The organism is Flammeovirga sp. AWQ4_249 (assembly GCF_056161045.1).
Genome location: NZ_JBSWYJ010000014.1, coordinates 116,808 through 137,446, shown reverse-complemented (window position 1 = coordinate 137,446; position 20,639 = coordinate 116,808). Strand labels below are relative to the sequence as shown.

Here is a 20,639-nt window from a genome sequence, read left to right as displayed (position 1 = left end):
TTATGCACTTTTCATTATTTGCTTGTGGTTTGGAGACACGATTAATCGTGCCTCTACATGGGAATACTTTCAATTTATATTCTACGCTTTTGGAAGGATAGCCAACCTTAAGCCCATGAATTTATGCATGGAAATTCGTGGATTGGCGTTTTGCATTATGCACTTTTCATTCCTCTCTCACTTTTCATTCTCCTTACTGCCTAATCATTTTCAACATTTTTATGATTTCTGCATTTCCTTTTTCTTGAATTGATAACATATAGTACCCTGATGGTAATTTTGAGATATCTAATGTTGTAAGGCTGTAATGTATTGTTTTTTCTTGTTTAAAAAGTTGTGTTCCTGTAAGGTCATAAATACTGATTTCTACGGTCATTCCATTAAGGAACTTTGGTGCAGAAATCGTTAGTTTGTTTCCATTGGAAGGATTTGGAAATAGTTTGAATTGAGAGGCTAATTCATCATCTGTATTGGTAAGTAAGCTTCTGAAACAGGCAAAAACTTTCATGTCTTGCTCTGTTTTTGAATTGTTATTTACTTCAATTCCTATACAATCCACAGAGGTAAACCATCCTCCAAATTCAAACCCTTCTTTTGTTGGCGGTTCTGGAAGTTGTACGAATAATTCTTCTCCTTTCGCGACATATTGTCGATGATATACTTCTTCATCAATGTAAAATGAAAGTGTTGTCGCAGGTAGATGTTGCCCATAAAGATGTAGATTTCCTTCTGTTGTGATGGTATTATTTTCTAATCTTTCCGTTAAAGCTTCGTTTGTATACCATCCATCAAAATACATTCCTTCGATTACTGGCTCTTCTAAAGTAATTGGTAGGGATGTAGCATTGAAAGTATGTATTAGATTTGGGTTTTCAATGCCTTCTTCTAGGTGATAGGTGATGCTATATTCTTCATAGAATTTTGCGTACAATGTCACATCTCCTTTTGTTGTAATCTGATTTCCTTCTAGTGGTTTTGTGAAGTCTTTATCTGTATACCAACCTTCAAATACTCTCCCTTCAAAATGCGGTGCTAATATTGTTATTGGCAATTCTTTTTCTAGGAAATTGGTCTTTTGTCCTTCAGGATTTACAGCACCTTCTTCTAAGTGATAGGCAATTCTATACGGAATTGTAAATTTTGCCCACACTTCATGATCATTTAATGTTGTAATCTGATTATTTTCTAAAGGAATTGTCAATGCTTTGTCTTCATACCAACCTACAAAACGGTAATTGTCTGATGTGGGTGAAAAAAGTGTCAAAGGGAGATCATCAATGGAGAATTGAACCGTTCCTGATGTCACTTCTACTCCGTTTACTTCCCCTTCGTAATACACATTATAAAAATCGGTATCCCATTTTGCGAATGCTCTTAAATCATTGGAAGGCATAGTAGCAGGAAAGTCAAAAAGAGTAGCAAATGATGCATCTGTATACCACCCACCAAAAGTATATCCTTCTCTAGTTGGATCAAGTGGAGGAGTAATATTTTCACCTACATTAAGATAAAGGTCATCGATCTGTTCTGCACCATTCTCATCGAAAGTCAAACCATATTTTTCAGTGGCATAGAACATATCTTGTGTCACTAATTTATATTCTCTATCCCCTAATTCTTTATATTCTAAAGATAATTTTTGACGATAAGAATATTGCGTATAATACATATCAATGTAATGATAACCTGCTTCTAATCCGATAGAGCCTTCAGCAAACCATGGATCTTTATCAGAAACACCATCTAAATAAATGATTTCTTCCCCATCAATTTTAATGATACATCCATCATCTGATCGAACAAAAAACTCATATATTTTATCTTCTGGAACTTTAATAAATCCAGATAGATGTAATCCAAAATATTCATGATCTAACTTCCCGACTGCATCAAAATCAAGGGTAGGTGCAAATTCACTTCCTGTAATTGTACCTTGTTCCAATACAGTCAATGTAGTAAAATCAGGTAAACTTCTTGTTCCTTCTTCTAAGTCGAAAACTTTATATTTTAAACCATTAAACAATGTTTCTGATATTTCTTCATCAGGATTTAAGGCAATATTTTGATAAGTTGCTACATAAGGTTCATATTCTGCATTGAAACCAAATGCCTTAAACGTAAAAGTGGTTGTTTCAGTAATCTTTAAAGTATCTGGAAAAATAGGTGAATTTTCAGTAGGAATAGAGCCATCTGTAGTATAACGTAACGTTGTTCCTAACATCAAATTATCCACAAAAATATTTACTTCATTTGCGAATTCTCTAGAGCGTGGTTTTGTCCAAACTAACGTTTCTAATGTATCTATTTTATTCCCAACATACCAAGTAGCATCCAATTGATTTTCAGTTGTACTGTAAATACTTTTACCATGATCAGTAAAAGTTTCTTCTACAGTAGAAGATTTTTCTAATACTATTCTTTCATCATCCCAAGGTTGAATTTGTGTATATTTTAATGGGTTTCCTGAGATCGAATGATGTAACGCAAAACGCTCTCCTTCTTGTACTCTATTCACTTTTGTATGTACCCAATTGGTTTTGCCATCGACAACTACCGGTACTTTCATTTCTACAAAATCCCAACTATCTGGAAGTCTTGGGTTATAGGTAAATGTTTCATTGACAAAAGAGTACTTTGTTCCACCAATCCATTCAATGATTGGCATGACAACAGCAATATCCCAATTGTAATAGCGAGAACCCCAAGCTTCATCATTATGATCCCAAGCTTCAGGAGCTACAGGGTAACCATATTCTCTTGTCATGGCATCATAGTGATTTAATGTAATGGCAATTCCACCGTGATCTACACCTTGCGTAAAAACTCCATCAATCCCCAACCATGTACTCATAGATGCTGCACGGAAAATACCATTGGGTGGGCTATCTGCCGATCTTGTATTAATACCATTTGGAGAGATAAATCCACGTTCAGTATCCAAAACAAATTTATCGATATGTTCTTCTGTCATTTCAGGCGTTAAAGCTCTATTTCTTAGTTCATGTACATGCCAACTATTCTTCCATGAATCATTGTTGTATTGTTCCATCAACCATGGCCACTTATTATTTAAGAAAAGATCAGTTTGTTGTTCTTCTACAGATTTCCAATAGGCAAGGTCTTCTGTTTCTCCTAATTGTTCTGCCATCCATCCTAACTCTTGTGCTTCATTGACACCAATTGACTTGCTTTCGTTGTCAATATAAAGTGGTCTCAATAACTCAAAATAGACTTCTTGTAAGAAATCCATATCTCCAGAGTGGTCAAATTGTTTCCAGATTTGTCCTACAGCACCGTTAAAATTCATCCTAGTTTCAGGAGAATACCAATAGGTCCCAAAATTATCAGGCATGAAATTGACTTCATTTTTGTACTGTACCATGTACTTCCAAGACAATGCATTACCAAAACTCCATGCTTCTTGATTAGCGGTATAAGATCCTGCGCCACAAAATCCCCATGAATCATAAAGGTGTAAACCCATGAAGTTATTGACGGCTGTCTGTGTATGAGGGTACGTTTCCCATCCTTCTCCAATCTCCATAAAGTACATAAAATACAATGACCAAAGGAAGTAATAGGCATCAACGACATCTTGGTCAGAACATCTGAAATATGGAATTTCATTATTGAGAATTCCATTCATCATTTCCGTTTTTTGATCTCTTTTTAAACCAATATCTGCAAGGTCCTCTTTCGCTCTATTGACTGCATTTTCTTCGATGTCATCAACACTAAGCGATAGCCCCACTTTTTCATACGCTGGAATATCTAAAGTAAATGAATACCCCACATTTCCTGCTGATAAAGTCTCGCTTTTGAAATCATATAATGTGTGATCTGAAGTGTACACAAAATGAAGGCCTGCATACATCATTTCACCCACTACTGCTTGTTCACCCCAAATCGTTTTGGCCATTGCCGTCCCATTCTCCAATAGTACCACTGTATTTTGAGACGTATTATGGTCGACTGTTGAAGTACACGACTGTGATCTTGGTGTGGCTGCATCTCCGTCTGAAGTAGGAATATCTCTTGTATCGTAATAACTTTCTCCTTCAAATTCAATGGTAATAGGTTGATCTGCTGTGATGATTGTACTTAATACATCATTCTCTGAGATAAATTTTTCTTCCGTTATGTGCACCCCGGCTACTTCGTATTTTACTATCATTTTGTCAGGTCTCCAATCCAAAGATTTTGGGGTAGGATGAGGGTATCTTTTTCCATTGATAATGACTGTACCATACGCTGACTTCACTCTTCTCCAAAATTCCCAACCCCAAAGGTCATGTCCTACTCCACCTGTTCCGTCAACGACACCATGCCCTCTTGCTCGTCCATCTCTAAACATTGGGTGCGTAAAACCTAACGTTTCATTTTCCCTCATGTCCTTGTATTCTGCTTGCCCTGAACCGGCTACATAATACATTTTATTTCCTGCCATAAAACCATAATGGTCTCCATTGATATCCCTCGACAACATTTCACAATAGTCCGTATAGGAAGGTGCTCCTTCCTCAACGATCTGCCATGAAGGCCATAACGTTAAATTACCTACTTGGTCAATTGTATTGTTACCCAATCTATTTTCAAGGTTTTCATCCGTATACCAATACTTAAATCTTTGACCTGATAAAGTTGGATGTTCTAATTTTAAAGGAAGATCTTCAACAGTAAAGGTGGATGGATTGTTTTCTGAATTAACAGCCACATTCAATTGATAATTAATTGAATAGTCAATTACTTCCCATTGTGCATAATAAGTGATATCAGCAGAAATATTTTCAATGCTTTCCAAATTAGAGGCTAACGTTTCTCCACTTCCATCAGCCGCTGTATTCCAAGATTTAAAGTGATAACCAATGCTAGTGATTTCGGGGATTTGAACCGTATAGTTGTTACTTGGTTGTGCTTCTTCTATCACTGGAATCCCATTATTATTAGGGTCAAATTTTACTTCAAAAATATCAAAGTATTCATCCAATGGGTTTTCCATTTCCATTAAAGTTACAATCTCATCAGCTGCTAACGCTCTTGAGTACAAGTACAATTCATCAATTGTTCCTTCGAATTGACCTTGTTCATCTTCTTGATTACCGATATATAAAAGGCGATCAGTCCCTCCGAATAAAACATATCCTGGTTTACGAACATAATCAATGCTGTTGAGTTGGCCATTGACATACATTCTTGTAGAATCTCCATCAAATGTCATGGCTAAATGATACCATTGTTCTAATCTATCCTCTGTTAGTGTTTGATTTCTTGCTTGAACAAAGGCATTCCCAAAATCTCTTTCTTCTCCTTTACTAATGGTAGAAAGATAGGTGTTGAAGTTATTTCTATCGTTTATTTCGAAATAATAACTGTAACCATTCTTTTCTAATTTTAAAATGTTTTGTCTTGTTCCGTCGCTAAGTTGAATTGGTTTAATCCAAAAGGCAAGTGTCATTGCTTCTGCTCCATCCATTCGGAAAGCTTCGCTATTGTCTCCTTCGAGTACCATGTAGGCACTTTGTCCATTTTTGGGAGAAATAGTTAATGCTGAATTGGTATAATATCCTTCATTTGTGATTGTGGTATTACCGATTAGTGTACCCGCTGCTGAGCTACCTTCACCAAAGCTGCAGTTGTTATTATCAAAACTGAAATAGCCTTGAAGGGCGATATCTAGACCAGCTTTTTCGATATTTAATTCTTGTGCTTTTACTGAAAATGTGGTGATCAGTAAGAGGAAGATTTGGATATATATTTTTATGTTAGTTGTCATGGATTGTGAGCGTTTCATTTCAGATTGATGCTTATTTTTTGTGGTTCTTGTTTGTGGTGCGGAGACGCGATAAATCGTGTCTCTACGAGGGATATGCTTTCAATTTAGAATTGTCCTTTTTTTGAAATTTTATCCATTTTGTTGACAAGAAATTACCTAACTGTGGTTATTACTTGTGGTGCGGAGACGCGATAAATCGTGTCTCTACGAGGGATATACTTTCAATTTAGAATGTCCTTTTTTTGAAATTTTATCCATTCTGTTGACAAGAAATTACCTAACTGTGGTTCTTACTTGTGGTGTGGAGACGCGATAAATCGTGTCTCTACGAGGGATATGCTTTCAATTTAGAATGTCCTTTTTTTGAAATTTTTCCATTCTGTTGACAAGAAATTACCTAACTGTGGTTCTTACTTGTGGTGTGGAGACGCGATAAATCGTGTCTCTACGAGGGAGAGGTTTTAGCTAAATTGAAAATGCAATTATCCTTTCAATTATTAGTATCTAAATTGAAAGGATAATTGTTTATCATTTTTCATTGTTCACTTTTCACTTATAATATCGAAGCGAAACCTTCTGCACTTGACACTGTATTTCCGTCAGTATCTTTTGCGACAACATACCAAACCCAATTGCCCGTATTCGCATTTTCTTCTGTGATCGCGTAAGATGTTTCTGTAAGGTTTTCAACTACAGTTTGTCCACCACCTGTTAATCTTTCCATGTGAAAATCGTAAGTGATTGCACTCCCTTCGATGTCTGATGAAGTAGACCATGAAAATACATATTGGCCTTCTTCTTTTTTCATATCAAACAATACTGGAATGGTAGGAACTCCTGATGCTGTAGGTGTCTGTAATGTTGTAAAACTCCAAACTGGGCTACTGATCTCTCCTGATTTACCATCGGTAACTTTTACTTGCCAATAGTAAACAGATCTTTCTTGCAGACCATCTTCTGGTGTGAAAGCATACGCTGCTTCTGTTAATCCTCTTGTCACTTCTACCAGTTCATTTTCAGATTCACCAAAAGCAAAACTGTAAGTTAGAGGATCTCCATCATCATCTGTTGATTCCCATTCAAAAGTAGGTGTCAATTCTTCACATGTATGGTTATCTGTGTAACGGTGAGAAGGAATAGAAGGAACATTATTCGTTTCTCCATCTTCTCCACATCCTACAAACAAAAATAAAAGTACGTTGAGCGGTAATAATAAATTTTTACATTTCATGACTTTCTATTTTATTAAAATCTTTATTAAAAAAGCCTTGGGGATGTATATACTACCTCCCCAAAGCATTAATTATTTCACGATAAATTGGATTGTTTCTGTGTAATCTGTTGCTGTACATTGTACATTCAAGAAATAATTTCCACTTGGTAATGCACTTACATCAAGTTTCAATACTCTTCCAGAAATTGTTGCTAGATTCTCTTTTCTAAAGATTACATTTCCTCCTAATCCAATTACTGTTGCATTTACTTTTTCAGTCGCAGCGTCAAAAGGTAACACAGCTTGAATAGTTCCCGTTGTTACTGGGTTTGGATAAACCATCAAGTTACCAATTGTAAAGTTGATATGGTCTGTTGCACAAGTTGATCCATCCGTTACCAAGGCATTATAATTTCCTGGTCTTAAGTTTGAAATCTCAATTGTACCATCTTCAGAAGTATATTCTTGACTATCAATATGCACTGTATAAGGTGCTTTTCCTCCATCAATCGAAAGATGAATTCTATTACCTGAAACAGAAGCTGTTGTTTCAATTGGATCTACTGTTGGTATTTCAATTTCGTAATTAATTGATGATGAATTCGCTAAAGAAGAAACGGTTAAGTTATAGATGTTACTTGCAAGTCCACCCATTATCCGTTCTTCTCCCGCTGCAATATCAAAGGTCCAATTTCCTAAAGCTACATTGATACCTTGATCACCAGCAATGATCACTAAACGACCATCATTCGTTCCATAACAAGATGGTGAATATGCAGTAATTTCAATACCATTTGTCCACTCTTGTGATGGAGCAACCCACTTCGCATAGAGCGTTCTATTACCCCTAGGCATTGTTTCAGGAATAGTATAAGCTTCTGTAAAATAAGGATCTGCAAACCAACCTGCGAATTCAAATCTATCTAATGTTGGATTTTCTGGTGCTGTTATTTCTTCACCTTCAAACAAGATGATACTTTCTACAAGCGTACCTCCATTGGATTCAAATGTAATGACATACTGAACAATTTCTTCCCATTTTGCATAAACAATGATGTTGTTATTTGGCATTGTTTCAGGGAATTCAAAAGGTGTTGCTAATTCAGCATCTTCAAACCACCCAAGGAATACAAATCCATCTTGAACAGGATCATTTGGAGGTGTGATTACATCACCAACTTCTAAATAAACATCTTCAATTTCTGAACCTCCATTCGTTTCAAAAATGATCGTAAATATTGTACTTTCTTCCCATTTCGCATAAAGCATTACATCTTCCGCAGGCATTGTAGGTGGAATAATATAAGGAGTTGTTAAACCAGCATCTTTATACCAACCTACGAAAGAGAAGCCTTCTAAAACAGGTATTCTTGGTGCTGAAATATTTGCTCCTGCATACGCTAAAATACTTTCCACATCACTGCCTCCATTTGAATTAAATGAGATCGTATATTTCGGATCTTCTAACCATTTTGCATAAACCGTAGTATTTTCTGCTGGCATTGTTTCAGGGAATAAGTAAGCCACTGTCAATGCTTCATCTGTATACCATCCTTCAAAACTATAGTTCATCAACGTTGGATGAGCAGGTGCTGAAATTGCTGAATTATAATCCGCAATAATATCTGCTACCGCTGATCCTCCATTCGTTACAAAACTGATACTGTATTGATTCACATCCCATTTGGCATATACTGAGATATTTTCTGATAAGCCCACAATCGTAGAGAATTCCTCTTCGAAAGTTCCGTCATCTTTAAACCAACCTCCAAAAGTATAGCCTTCTCTTGTTAAAGTAGGGATTTCATAATTTTCATCTTGGTCTGCATATTCTCGTGCAACTATTTCACCTTCACTGTAGTAAGAAATTTGATACACAGGGCTTGATGAGAATTTCGACCAAACTTCGGTATCTTTTCCTTCTGTGATTTGTCCGAAAGGCAAACGATTTTGCGTGGTTTCATCTGAATACCAACTTACAAAATATTCACCTACTTTTGAAGGCTCTTTTAATGTAAGTGGAAGATCTTCTACTGTAAATGTTACTGGGTTTTCGTCATTTACAACTCCAGCTTCTACATTATAAGTAATGGCATATTCTTTTAATGTCCAGTGTGCATAAAGCGTTGTATCTGCTTCTAAAGTAATTGGGTTACCTGCATCAAACATTTCTCCTTGACCATTTCTCTCTGTATACCATCCTTGGAAATCATAATGCTCTCTTGTTGGATCTTCTAAAGAAGAAAGGTTAAGTGCATAGTTTGATAAAACTGTAGTTCCAATTGTATCAGCATCCATGTTATTTCCATGATCGAATACCGCAATATATTCTAATAAACCCTGTCTTGGTGTCGCTAAGTTTTTGATTGTTTCAATTTCTACACTACTTAATGCACGGTCAAACATATATAATTCATCAATCGAACCATTAAATTGTTTGGTTACTGATGGACTATTGTTTGCTGCCACCATTGCTCCAATATTGAATAATCGGTTATCAAAAGTAACAAGATCATAGTCTGTGTTTACATAATCACCACTAAATTCACCATTGACATATAATGACGTTTTGCTTTCAGCTGCATTGTAAACATATGCCACGTGATTCCATTCATTTAGCTTCATTGAATGGTTTAAAGATTGTGTATTTCCATTTGAAAAAGTAGGATCAGCACCTTCTTTATACGTTGCTACATAAGCTTTGAAACGGTCACTTCCTCCGTCAATTTCTAGACGGTAAGCATCTCCACCATTTTCATCAGTCGCTGCAATAATGTATTGATCACCTTGTTGTGTTGGTTTTACCCAAGTCGCTACTGTCATTGCAGAAGCACCTTCCATTCTGAATTTTGCACTGTTTTCTAAATCGAAATTGACATGAGCATTATTAATTGAAAGAGCACTTCCTGTATATTTTGCTTCAGAAGATAATGTCGCTCCATTACCCACGAATGCACCGTTGTTTCCTTTAGCAGTACCTTCATCAACAACTACATCTCCATTTTGATTTTCATCAAAACTAAAGTAACCTACAAGATTCTCAGATAAACCATCCAAGTCTAACATTTTGTCATCAGAAGAAGTCATTGGTGTCCAATGTGCATAAAGTGTAGCACTTTGAGCAAAAACATGATCATGAAGAATTTTCATTCCTGTTCCTGCTTCTCCAGTAAACCAACCGGCAAAACGATAATTGTCTTCACGAGCCGCTAATTTTGGCAACGCTAATTGGTAACCACTTTCGATGGTCGCAATTTTAGTTGCATAAATTTGAGCTCTATCCGATAATGTGATTGTATGGAAAACTTCATCTGCTGTAAAGCCTGACCACAATTCCATATCACCTGTTTGTGTGATTTTACTATCTACTAATAACTTAGTACGTGCTTCATCTTTGAACCATCCCATGAAGAATTCACCTTCTTTAGTATCAGGCATTAATACTTTAGGAAGATCTGAAACATCGTACATTTCAGTAACAGTTTCGTTTGCTTTATGCAATGTCAAAGTATATTCTTTTAAAGTCCAATGTGCATAGTAATACGCATCTTCAGATAATTGAATATCTAAAGCTGGATCAAAAGCTACACCTGCTCCATTTTTCTCTGTAAACCAACCTTGGAATTCATAACCTTCTCTTTCTGGCATTCCCACTAATGCAGGATCAATTTCGAAGTTGTCTAAAACAGTAGCTCTTAATGTATCTACATTTGCATTGTCATCATAATCAAATACAGCAATGTATTCTAAAAGAGGGGCTGTTGGTTTTTCTAAATCACGTAAGGTATTGATTTCATCAATTGTCAGGGCACGGTCGAATAAGTATAATTCATCCATTAAACCATCAAATTGATATTGTACTACAGGATCTCTAGTTACACCCACTTGAGCACCTAAATTAAACTTACGTGTATCGAAAGTCACTAGATCGTAGTCTGTGTTTACATATTCTCCAGAATATTCACCATTTACATAAATGATTGTTTTGCTTTCAGCACTATTGTAAACATACGCCACGTGAACCCACTCATTCAAGTTTAAGTTATCATTCAATCTATGGTTTAAAGACTGAGCGTTACCATTTGAGTAATTAGGAGTTTGATCAGCATCATAAGAAGCGATATAACCTTTAAAACGGTCACCATTTGTCACTTCTAAGTAGTGCGTATCACCACCATTGTCATCTGTAGCTGAAACAATAAATTGTCTTTCACCTTCTTTATGAGGCTGCACCCATAATGCCACTGTTACATTAGATGCTCCACCCATTCTTAGTTCCTCACTATTGGCTAAATCAAAACCAACATAAGCATTGTCAATGGCTAAAGCTGAACCTGAATACTTGGCATCGGCATTGACTAATTCTGCTCCAGCACCAACAAATACACCACTTCTACCTACCGCTGTACCTAAATCAACTACTACATCACCTGCTTGATTTTCATCAAAACTGAAGTAACCCACCAGGCTTTCTGAAAGACCATTGATGTCTAAATTGATTCCATTTGAAGATTCCATCGCTTGCCAATGGGCAAATACAGTTACGTCAGCCACAATAGCATCTTCTGTCGTAATACGTTGACCTAAGCCATTTTCTTCTGTAAACCAACCCACGAAACGGTAATTGTCATCACGAACTTCAAGCGTTGGAAGATTTACTTTATAGCCATTTTCTTCAATGGCTAATAATGAATTGATGATCTCGCCTCTATCAGATAATCTTACATTATAGAAAGATTCTCCAGCTGTAAATGAAGACCATAATTCAACATTTCCAATAGATGTAATTGTTGCATCAACTAATAATTGTGTTCTTTCCTCATTCGTATACCAACCTAAGAATTGTGCTCCATCTTTCGTGTCAGCAGCAACTACTTTTGGAAGGTCATTGATGTAAAACATTTCCGTTTCAATACCATTGGCAGTATTTAAAGTAATCGTATAAGCTTCTAAACTCCAATGTGCAAAATATTGTACATCAGAAGATAAAATATTATCACTCATTGGGTCAAATTGCTCACCCATTCCATTTCTTTCTGTAAACCAACCTTGGAAGTTGTATCCCTCTCTTACTGGAGTTGCAACTAATGCAGTATTAATTTCATAATTATCTAAGACTGTTGTTTTTAGTGTATCCACATTGACACCGTCTCTATAATCAAATATCGCAATGTATTCTTTTAATGGTTCAACAGGATTATTTAATCCTTGTATTGTTTGAATTTCATCTTGAGATAATGCTCTATCGAAGAAATAAAGTTCATCAATTAAACCATTAAACTGATTTTGGATCACAGGATTTCTATTGGTTGCTACATTTGCACCAAAGTTTAATTTTCGATCGAAACTGTTTAGATTAAATCCATCTTTGATTGTTTCACCACTTGATTCACCATTGACAAAAATTTCTGTCTTGCTTTCCGCACTGTTGTATACAATTGCTACGTGAATCCATTCGTCTACATTAAGATTTCCACCAATTTGATGATTATCTGAAGTCGCAAAACCACTTCCTCCATCAGTTGGAAGGAAAGTATTCATTCTGTTGTCATTTCTAATATTCAAACGGTAGCTACTACCACCATTATCATCCATTGTCGAAATGATATATTTATCTTCTGAAACTAATTCGTTTGTTTTCACCCAGCAAAGTACAGTCATTGCACTTGCATCTTTCATGATGAAAGGGTTACTATTGGATTGGTCAAAACCTACATAAGCAGCACCGCTTGTCGGGTCAATTTCTAATGCACTTCCTGAATAAACAGCATCCGTAGCATTTAATTTTGCACCTGCTCCCATAAAGCTACCCATCATTCCTTTTGCACTACCTTCTTGTGCAACAACATCACCTTCTAGGCTTTCATCGAAACTGAAATAACCAATAAGGTTAGCCGATAAACCATCGATATCTAAGTTATTTCCCTCATCAGAAGCCATCGAAGTCCAATGTGCATATAAGGTGATGTTTGAAGTAATCACTGTTTCAATATCGAAACGAACGCCTTCTCCATTTTCTTCTGTATACCAACCTGCAAAACGCTGGTTATCTCTCTCTGAGAATTGAGGTAAAGCCACTAAATAACTTCTTTCCTCCTTTGCAATACGTTGACCAAATACATCACCTGCATCTGTAAGCGTTACAGTATAAAAAGTAGCATTTGTCGTAAAGTCTGACCATAGTTCAACATCACCAATTGACGTAATTTCACTGTTGATCAATAGATCTTCTTTACCATTATCTTTGAACCATCCTACAAAATTTTCACCTGCTTTTGTATCTGCCATAATGGCTTTTGGAAGGTCTGTAATCGTAAAGTTCTCTGTTATAATTTCTTCTGCTTTGTTTAATGTAATGGTATAATTCACCAATTCCCAATGTGCGTAATACGTCACATTTTCCATTACTTGTACCGTTGGAGTTGATAACTCATCACCTGCTCCGTTAGGTGCTGAAAACCATCCTTTGAAAGTATATCCTTCACGATCTGCTGAAGGTACATTTATATAATAATCATCTCCTGTTACAGCTATGATATCTTCGATTTTAGCATCATAGCCAAAATCGAAAGAAGCAGTATACGTTGGTGCTTCTGCTAAAGGTTCTTGAATGTCTTTTAATGTAGCAATTTCTTCAAGGCTTAGTGCTCTATCGAAGAAATATAATTCATCAATTAAACCATCAAATTGATTTTGTAAAACGGGTCCCCTGTTAGCTGCTACATTTGCTCCTAAATTTAATTTTCGACTAAATGAAACAAGATTGAAACCATCTTTTACTGTTTCTCCACTGAATTCACCATTTATATAAATTGAGGTTTTGCTTTCAGCACTATTGTACACAAATGCGACGTGAATCCATTCATTAAGGTTTATATCTTGCCCAACTTTATGTGCGGCTGAATAGGCAAAACCATTACTTGATTCTATTGAAACAAAAGAATTAAAGCGATCATCACTTCTCAATTCTAAGCGGTGACTTCCTCCACCATTGTCATCCATTGTAGAAACAATATATTGGTCATAACCTGTTCCAATTTGGTGTGGCTGTACCCAACATGCAATAGTAATCGCTGCTGCTCCTTTCATGACAAAAGGATTACTATTTAGATCATCAAAACTGACATAGGCATCACCTGATGCTGCATTGATATCCAAGGCACTTCCAGAGTATTTTGCGTCAGCAGTCGTAAAAGCTGCACCGCCAATCAAAGTACCTGCATTGTCTTTGCTAGTTCCCCAATCACTTTGAACACCATTGCCATTATCGTCAAAACTGAAATAACCGACAAGGTTATCCGAAAGACTATTCGCATCGATGTTTTTCGTTTGAGCATGTACGCCCAAACTTACATAGAAGAGTGTCAGGAAGAGTAATATTCTTTTAATTCGTTTCATTTCAAGTCAAACATTATTGTCTTTCAAAAAATCACTTTTATTAAGTGGTGCTTAATAGTTGGATAGCAGACGTAGTTGAATGTTGTTTAAAAAAAATCAGTAAATCTCCTTATCAATTGAATGATAAAAGAGAACAGTAGTCGTAAGATTAAAAATTCAAGATTGTATGCTTTTGGTTGACAAAGTCAGCTGTCTAACCACCATTAAAAGTAGTAATTTTTTCGAATAAACTTTTATTTTATTTAACATTTCTTTTGATTTTAGCGAGAAAAATAGATCGCCGTCTTTGGGGAGAGTAAATAATGTTAGGAGTACCCATTAAATGAGCACTCCTAACTGGAAAATTATTTTCTCCAAGTTTTGTTATCTTTTGCTTTGCTGATATGATCAAATTGATGTTGATCGCTCTTCATCATACGCTCATTACCAGTTTGCTTATGCTTTTCGATTTTCTCAGCTAGTTCATTTAATCTAACTTCAAACATATCTTCGATTTTTTCAGCATCTACTTCTTCTAAGTAAGCATTTAGTTTTGCTAAAAGCTCTTCTTTTTTCTCTGGCATTTTTGCCGATAAATCATTTTGCTCACCTGGATCAGCCACTACGTCGAATAAACGAGACTCATACGTTTGTAAGTTCATCAATACTTTGTACTGACCGTCTACAATTGCAGAAGCTGGCATTGTACCACCGTACCAAGGGTAATGGAATACGATTTCTTGGTTACCTCTTTTGATATCACCTTCGTTACCTTTTTCAAATACTTCTACTAATGAACCACCGTCATATTCTTTTGCTAAAGGCTCACCACCAGTTAATTCGTTGATCGTTGCATACCAGTCCCAAGAAGCAACTGCATGTGAAGTATAACCGTTTTTCACACCAGGACCAATTACTACTGTTGGTACACGGATACCACCTTCCCAAAGAGATGCTTTACCACCTGATAAAGGAGCATTTCCTCTGAATCCACCACCGTTATCTGAAGTGAAGATTACATACGTATTGTCAGCGATACCTAATTTTTCTAAGTGGTCTAATAATAAACCAAGACCAGCATCCAAATCATCGATCATACCTGCATAGTTAGGCATCCATCCGTTACGGTTAGGGTTTTCAACATCCCAATCGTAGCTATTTGATTTCTTACCTCTTTTTGCTTTGTACTTCTCAATTGTCTCTGGTCTAGCATAGTTTTGTACGTGTGCTGCATAGTGAGATAATTGGATGTAGAAAGGCTCACCTTTTTCGACTCTTTCAGAAATGAAGTTGTTTGTTCTTTCTGTTAAACTGAAGATACCTTTAGGGTCACTATCAGGGTAACGTTCTTTGTTTCTTACTTTCCAGTCACCATCAATGTTGTTTGTGTTTCCATCACTTACATCATATCCAGGATCTCTTCTTACATCACAACCCCACTTACCAAAGTGTGCTGTTACATACTCAGGATCATTCTTTTTGATCATTTCGTGAACTGTAACTTCACCTTGACATCTTTTATTTCTAGTGATTGCAAGGATATCATATACTGTTGTATTTTGTAATCTTGCAGGAGATTTACCAAACTGGAATGATGTTCTACTTGGCGTACATACTGGTGCTGCAGAGTAGGCTTGAGAGAATACCAAACCTTTGTCTGCCATACGCTCTAAGTTAGGTGTTTCGTAGAAGTCACTTTTAGAGTTTTCGTCTCCTTCAATCATGGCAACAGAAGTATCTGTCCATCCTTGATCATCTGTATAGAATACGATAATATTTGGTTTTTTGCTTTGGGCAAAAGTCATCTGCGCGGTTAAACCGAGCATTAGGATCATCTTAAAAAATAAAGTCTTTTTCATTTCGGTTATTTGTTTTTGTCAATTATTAGTCTTTTGTTCTATTTTTATCGAAGGAAAAGACAAGCGTAAACTAGTACGCTCCTCTTTTCTCTTCTCCCTTATTTCAATTGTTTTCCAGAAGATTTCGCTCTCTTAAATCCATCCTTAGGATAGTTTTTGAAATCGAACTCTTTTAAGAATTTGAATGTCAAAGCCAAATGCGATTTTTTAGAATACTGTGTATAATAAATATCGATTTTGTGTAAGCCTTTTTTCAATCCAATATTTCCATCAAAACTCCAAGGATCTACGTGTGATGTTGAATTTAATCGAATAACTTCCTCACCGTCGATGTATAACATTGAGCCATCATCTGATCTTAAATTGAAGTTGTAAATCTCATCTAAATCCACATCGATATATCCTGAAATATGCAATGCAAAATGTTCTTTTCCGTTTAATCCTAAAGCATCAAATTTTAATTGAGGAACAAAATTATCTGCTGTAATCACACCAGTATCTACTGCTTCTAAAGTAGAGAAGTCAGGTAGTTCTCTTAATGCTTCAGGCAACTCATATAATGTGTAATCTAAACCAACTTCTAATTCTTCTTCAGGTTGAATAGAAGATAATAATGGAGTCAATTCATACGTCACTGTATAAGGTTTGAAGTCAGTGTCATTACCAAATGCTTTGATGGTAAATGTAGTCGTTTCCTCTACTGTCACAGCTTTTTCAAAAAGTGGTGAATTTTCAGTAGGAATACTTCCATCCGTTGTAAAACGAAGTACTGTTCCAGGAATAATATTTTCGGCGGTAACGTCTGTCGATGAAGTGAAAGACGTTGCTTTTGGATGCATCCACGCTAACGTTTTTTCCGACTTCGTTTTATTTCCTAATACCCAAGTTATTTTTGCTTTTTCTTTAGAAGTAACATACGTATATCCTTTCTTATTTTTCTTTTCTTGTAATTTTGAATTACGTTTTAAAACCTCTCTATTTTCATCATATGGAGTAATGTATGTTTTAGCTAAAGGATTACCTTCTACAGTATACTCTACATTATATTTGTCTCCTTTTTTCTCTCGATCCGCTTTAGTGTGTACCCAATGAGTTTTTCCTTCTTTCACTACAGGAACATACATTTCTACAAAATCCCATGAATCTGGTAAATGAGGATTGAAAGTAAAACTATCATCAAGAATAGAGTAGTCAATACCCCCTAACCATTCGATTACAGGCAATACCATCGCGATATCCCAATTGTAATATCTTGAACCCCAACCTTCGAAACGGTGATCCCAAGCTTCTGGAGCAATTGGGTAACCATATTCTCTTGTCATGGCATTGAAGTGGTTCAAAGTCGTTACGATACCTGCATGATTGGCTTCCTGACGGAATAAACCATCTACACCTAACCAACAGCTGATACTTGATGCTCTAAAAATACCATTTGGAGGAGAATCTGCTGCTCTAGTATTTAATCCTAATGGAGAAACAAAACCTGCTTCTGTATCCATCACGAATTTATCAATAAATGAAGCCGACAATTCAGGCGTTAGTGCTTCATTTCTTAAGTCTGCTAAATCCCAGATATCTTTCCATACTTGAGGTTTACGACCTTCGTACTGATCCATTACGTGTGTCCATCTGTGATTTGGGAACCACTCTGTTCTTCTATCTACAAATGCTTGGAACACTTTTTCACCTTCTTTATCTCCTAACTCTTTTGCCATCTTTACTAAAGCTTTGGCAGAGTTTAATCTTAAATCTCTTTGATCATTATCGATATAAAGAGGTTTTCCAATTTCAAAATAGGCAACTTGTAAGAAGTCCTTGTCACCTGATTGTTTGTACATTTCCCAAATTTGCTCAATCGCTCCTTCAAAATTCATACGTACTTGTGGTGAGTACCAAGTTGTACCAAAGTTATCTGGCATACCGTTGTTTTTGTTTTTGAACGGCACCATAAATTTCCATGATAAAGCATTACCGAATCCCCATGCATCTTTGTCCGCTACATAAGAACCTGCTCCACAATAAGCCCAAGAATCCCATAAATGAAGACCCATAAAATTGTTGATAGCTGTTTGTGTGTGAGGATATTGCTCATAACCTTCTTTAAGATCTGTGAAATACATAAAGTAAATCGACCATAAGAAGTAGTATGTTTTGTTGAATAACTCATCCGAAGATCTGAAGTAAGGGATTTGATTATTCAATACATCATTCATAAAATCTGTTTTTGCTAAAACTGATTTCGAGATGTTTTTATGTTCTTTTTTAATTCTACCGATCGCTTCTTTTGCATCCTCATTCACCGCATATGATAAGACTGCTTCTTCGTTTGCTGCTACATCGATAGAGAATTTATAACCTACATTACCTGTATTTAACTTATTGCTTTGGTAAGAATGAATAGTTTTGTTTGATGAAAAAACAATGTTCAAACCTGAGTACATCATCTTTCCCTCTACCGCTTTCTTACCCCATTGTGCTTTTGTAATCGTTTTACCGTTTTCTAAAAGTACTACTGCATTTTGTCCTTCATTAAATGAAACTTCAGCATCTGAACTGATTGTCATTGGTTGATTTGGAGCATCACCGTCAAAAGTTGGTGTAGTCCAAGGATTGTAAAAGCTTTCTCCTTCAAATTCAATCTGAATTGCTTTGTCAGCTGTAATCACTGTCGATAAAACATCATCTAAAGAAATATACTTTTCTTCTTTTACATTGACACCTGCAATTTCATATTCTAAAACCAGTTTATCTGGTCTCCAATACATTGCTTTTGGCTCAGGTCTCTTATTGCGTTGACCATCTACGATAACTGTACCATAAGCCACTTTTGTATGTCTCCAGAATTCCCACCCCCAGCAATCGTGACCTACACCACCTGCTGCATCTGCTTCTTTTCCGTCTACGATACCGAAACCTCTTGCACGTCCATCTCTGAACATTGGGTGACTAAAACCGATTGTTTCTAATTCAGTAATATTTCTGTATTCAGCACCACCTGCACCTGCAACGTAATAGATTTTATTACCTGCAAGAAATCCATATTGTTCCCCATTAATATCTCTTTCAAGATACTCACAATAATCTGTGAATGGAGGCACTTCACCACTTTGTGCATTGACAAAACCTGCAAGGCACATTAGTGTTATGATAGAAGCAAAAATTTTCATAATCAGTAATTTTAGAATTGGACGATTACTTGGTTACTTGATATATTTTTTAAAGATCAATGACTAAAGTGCCACTTGCTCTTTACCGATTTCGAAGTGATATACTGAGTGAGAAGTATATACAGAATCTGGCTGTACTTCAATTGATGGGAAATTGTCATGATTAGGAGCATCTGGGAAATGTTGCGTCTCCAAGCAGAATGCTGTTCTGAAATCATCTTTCACACCATTTTTGAATGTATTCGCAGATTGCATGAAGTTTCCTGAATAGAATTGTAAACCCGGCTCCGTAGTGAAGATTTCCATTTTAATATTTGACACATCACCAACAATAGAAGCTACTTTCGTTAAGTCATTACCCACTTTATTCAATTTATAGTTATGGTCATAACCTTTTCCGTAAGTCAATTGAATGTCTTCTGCATTGATACGAGCACCAATTTTTTCTGGAGTTCTAAAATCAAACGGTGTGTTTTCCACGCTCGCAAATGTACCGTCAGGAATTAATGTACTATCCACTGGCGTTGTATAATCTGCATCGATTTGTAAGCTGTGATTTAAGATCGTACCGCTACCTTCACCGTTTAAGTTGAAGAAGGCATGATTCGTTAAATTCGCTACTGTTAATTGATCCGATTTCCATTTGTAATCGATCAATAAGTCGTTGTTATCATTTAAAGCATACGTTACTTCTACCTCTAAATTCCCAGGGAAATTTTCTTCACCATCTGGAGATAAATACGAAAGTACTAGCTTTTTGTCAGTGTTTTCTTTTACATCCCAAACTACATATTGGTAGCCTTTTTTACCACCATGAAGCATGTTTTTTCCATTGTTTTGGAAGATGCTATATTCTTTTCCGGCTAAAGTAAATTTACCGTCATTGATTCTATTTCCAACACGACCGATAGTCGCACCAAAGTAAGGTTCTGTTGCTTTTACATACGCTTCTACGCTTTCCAAACCAACCACTACATCTACTAACTTTTTATCTTTATCCGGCACTAAACAACCTACAACTCGACCGCCATAATTGGTGATCGCTACTTGCATGTTATTTTTATTTTTTAATACATATAGATCCGTTTTCTTTCCATCAGTTGTTGTTTGGAAGTTTTCTTTTTTAAGACTTCCAAAAGTCACTGTAGTTTCCACTTTTTGTTCTTTTTCAGAAAGATTTTTTTGGCATCCAGCCAAGATAAAAAGACCAAGTAAGGCAGCGTATATTTTCACTTTAGTAATAGTTTAAT

6 protein-coding genes are annotated in these 20,639 nt (G+C 36.1%); all 6 read right to left on the bottom strand.

The annotated features are described in order from the left end of the window. Nucleotides 1-193 precede the first annotated feature (193 nt). The 6 genes from ACXAHM_RS12740 to ACXAHM_RS12715 all read right to left on the bottom strand — a co-directional run bounded on the left by ACXAHM_RS12740 (nucleotide 194) and on the right by ACXAHM_RS12715 (nucleotide 20,622). The gene (locus ACXAHM_RS12740; protein ID WP_474960825.1) at nucleotides 194-5,791 is read right to left on the bottom strand and encodes an InlB B-repeat-containing protein; all 5,598 of its coding nucleotides are present in this window, start codon (nucleotides 5,789-5,791) and stop codon (nucleotides 194-196) included. A 535-nt stretch (nucleotides 5,792-6,326) separates the two neighbouring features. Further along, complete coding sequence (locus ACXAHM_RS12735; RefSeq protein ID WP_474960824.1) at nucleotides 6,327-7,004, bottom strand: hypothetical protein; 678 nt, start codon at nucleotides 7,002-7,004, stop codon at nucleotides 6,327-6,329. A 72-nt stretch (nucleotides 7,005-7,076) separates the two neighbouring features. Beyond that, nucleotides 7,077-14,384: an InlB B-repeat-containing protein gene (locus ACXAHM_RS12730; protein WP_474960823.1), complete on the bottom strand. Its 7,308-nt coding sequence runs from the start codon at nucleotides 14,382-14,384 to the stop codon at nucleotides 7,077-7,079. A gap of 344 nt (nucleotides 14,385-14,728) precedes the next feature. After that, on the bottom strand, nucleotides 14,729-16,222 hold the full coding sequence (locus tag ACXAHM_RS12725) for a sulfatase-like hydrolase/transferase (RefSeq protein WP_474960822.1): 1,494 nt from the start codon (nucleotides 16,220-16,222) through the stop codon (nucleotides 14,729-14,731). A 98-nt stretch (nucleotides 16,223-16,320) separates the two neighbouring features. Continuing rightward, a complete protein-coding gene (locus ACXAHM_RS12720; protein WP_474960821.1) occupies nucleotides 16,321-19,389 on the bottom strand; it encodes a PA14 domain-containing protein in 3,069 nt (1,022 codons plus the stop codon). A 63-nt stretch (nucleotides 19,390-19,452) separates the two neighbouring features. Beyond that, nucleotides 19,453-20,622, bottom strand: a complete 1,170-nt coding sequence (locus tag ACXAHM_RS12715; protein WP_474960820.1) for an aldose epimerase family protein — start codon at nucleotides 20,620-20,622, stop codon at nucleotides 19,453-19,455. Between the last annotated feature and the right edge of the window lie 17 nt (nucleotides 20,623-20,639).

What these genes read in the sequence shown, in the direction of transcription:
- ACXAHM_RS12735 (WP_474960824.1), bottom strand. Translation starts at nt 7,004, where the DNA reads ATGAAATGTAAAAATTTATTATTACCGCTCAACGTACTTTTATTTTTG.
- ACXAHM_RS12730 (WP_474960823.1), bottom strand. Translation starts at nt 14,384, where the DNA reads ATGAAACGAATTAAAAGAATATTACTCTTCCTGACACTCTTCTATGTA.
- ACXAHM_RS12720 (WP_474960821.1), bottom strand. Translation starts at nt 19,389, where the DNA reads ATGAAAATTTTTGCTTCTATCATAACACTAATGTGCCTTGCAGGTTTT.
- ACXAHM_RS12740 (WP_474960825.1), bottom strand. Translation starts at nt 5,791, where the DNA reads ATGAAACGCTCACAATCCATGACAACTAACATAAAAATATATATCCAA.
- ACXAHM_RS12725 (WP_474960822.1), bottom strand. Translation starts at nt 16,222, where the DNA reads ATGAAAAAGACTTTATTTTTTAAGATGATCCTAATGCTCGGTTTAACC.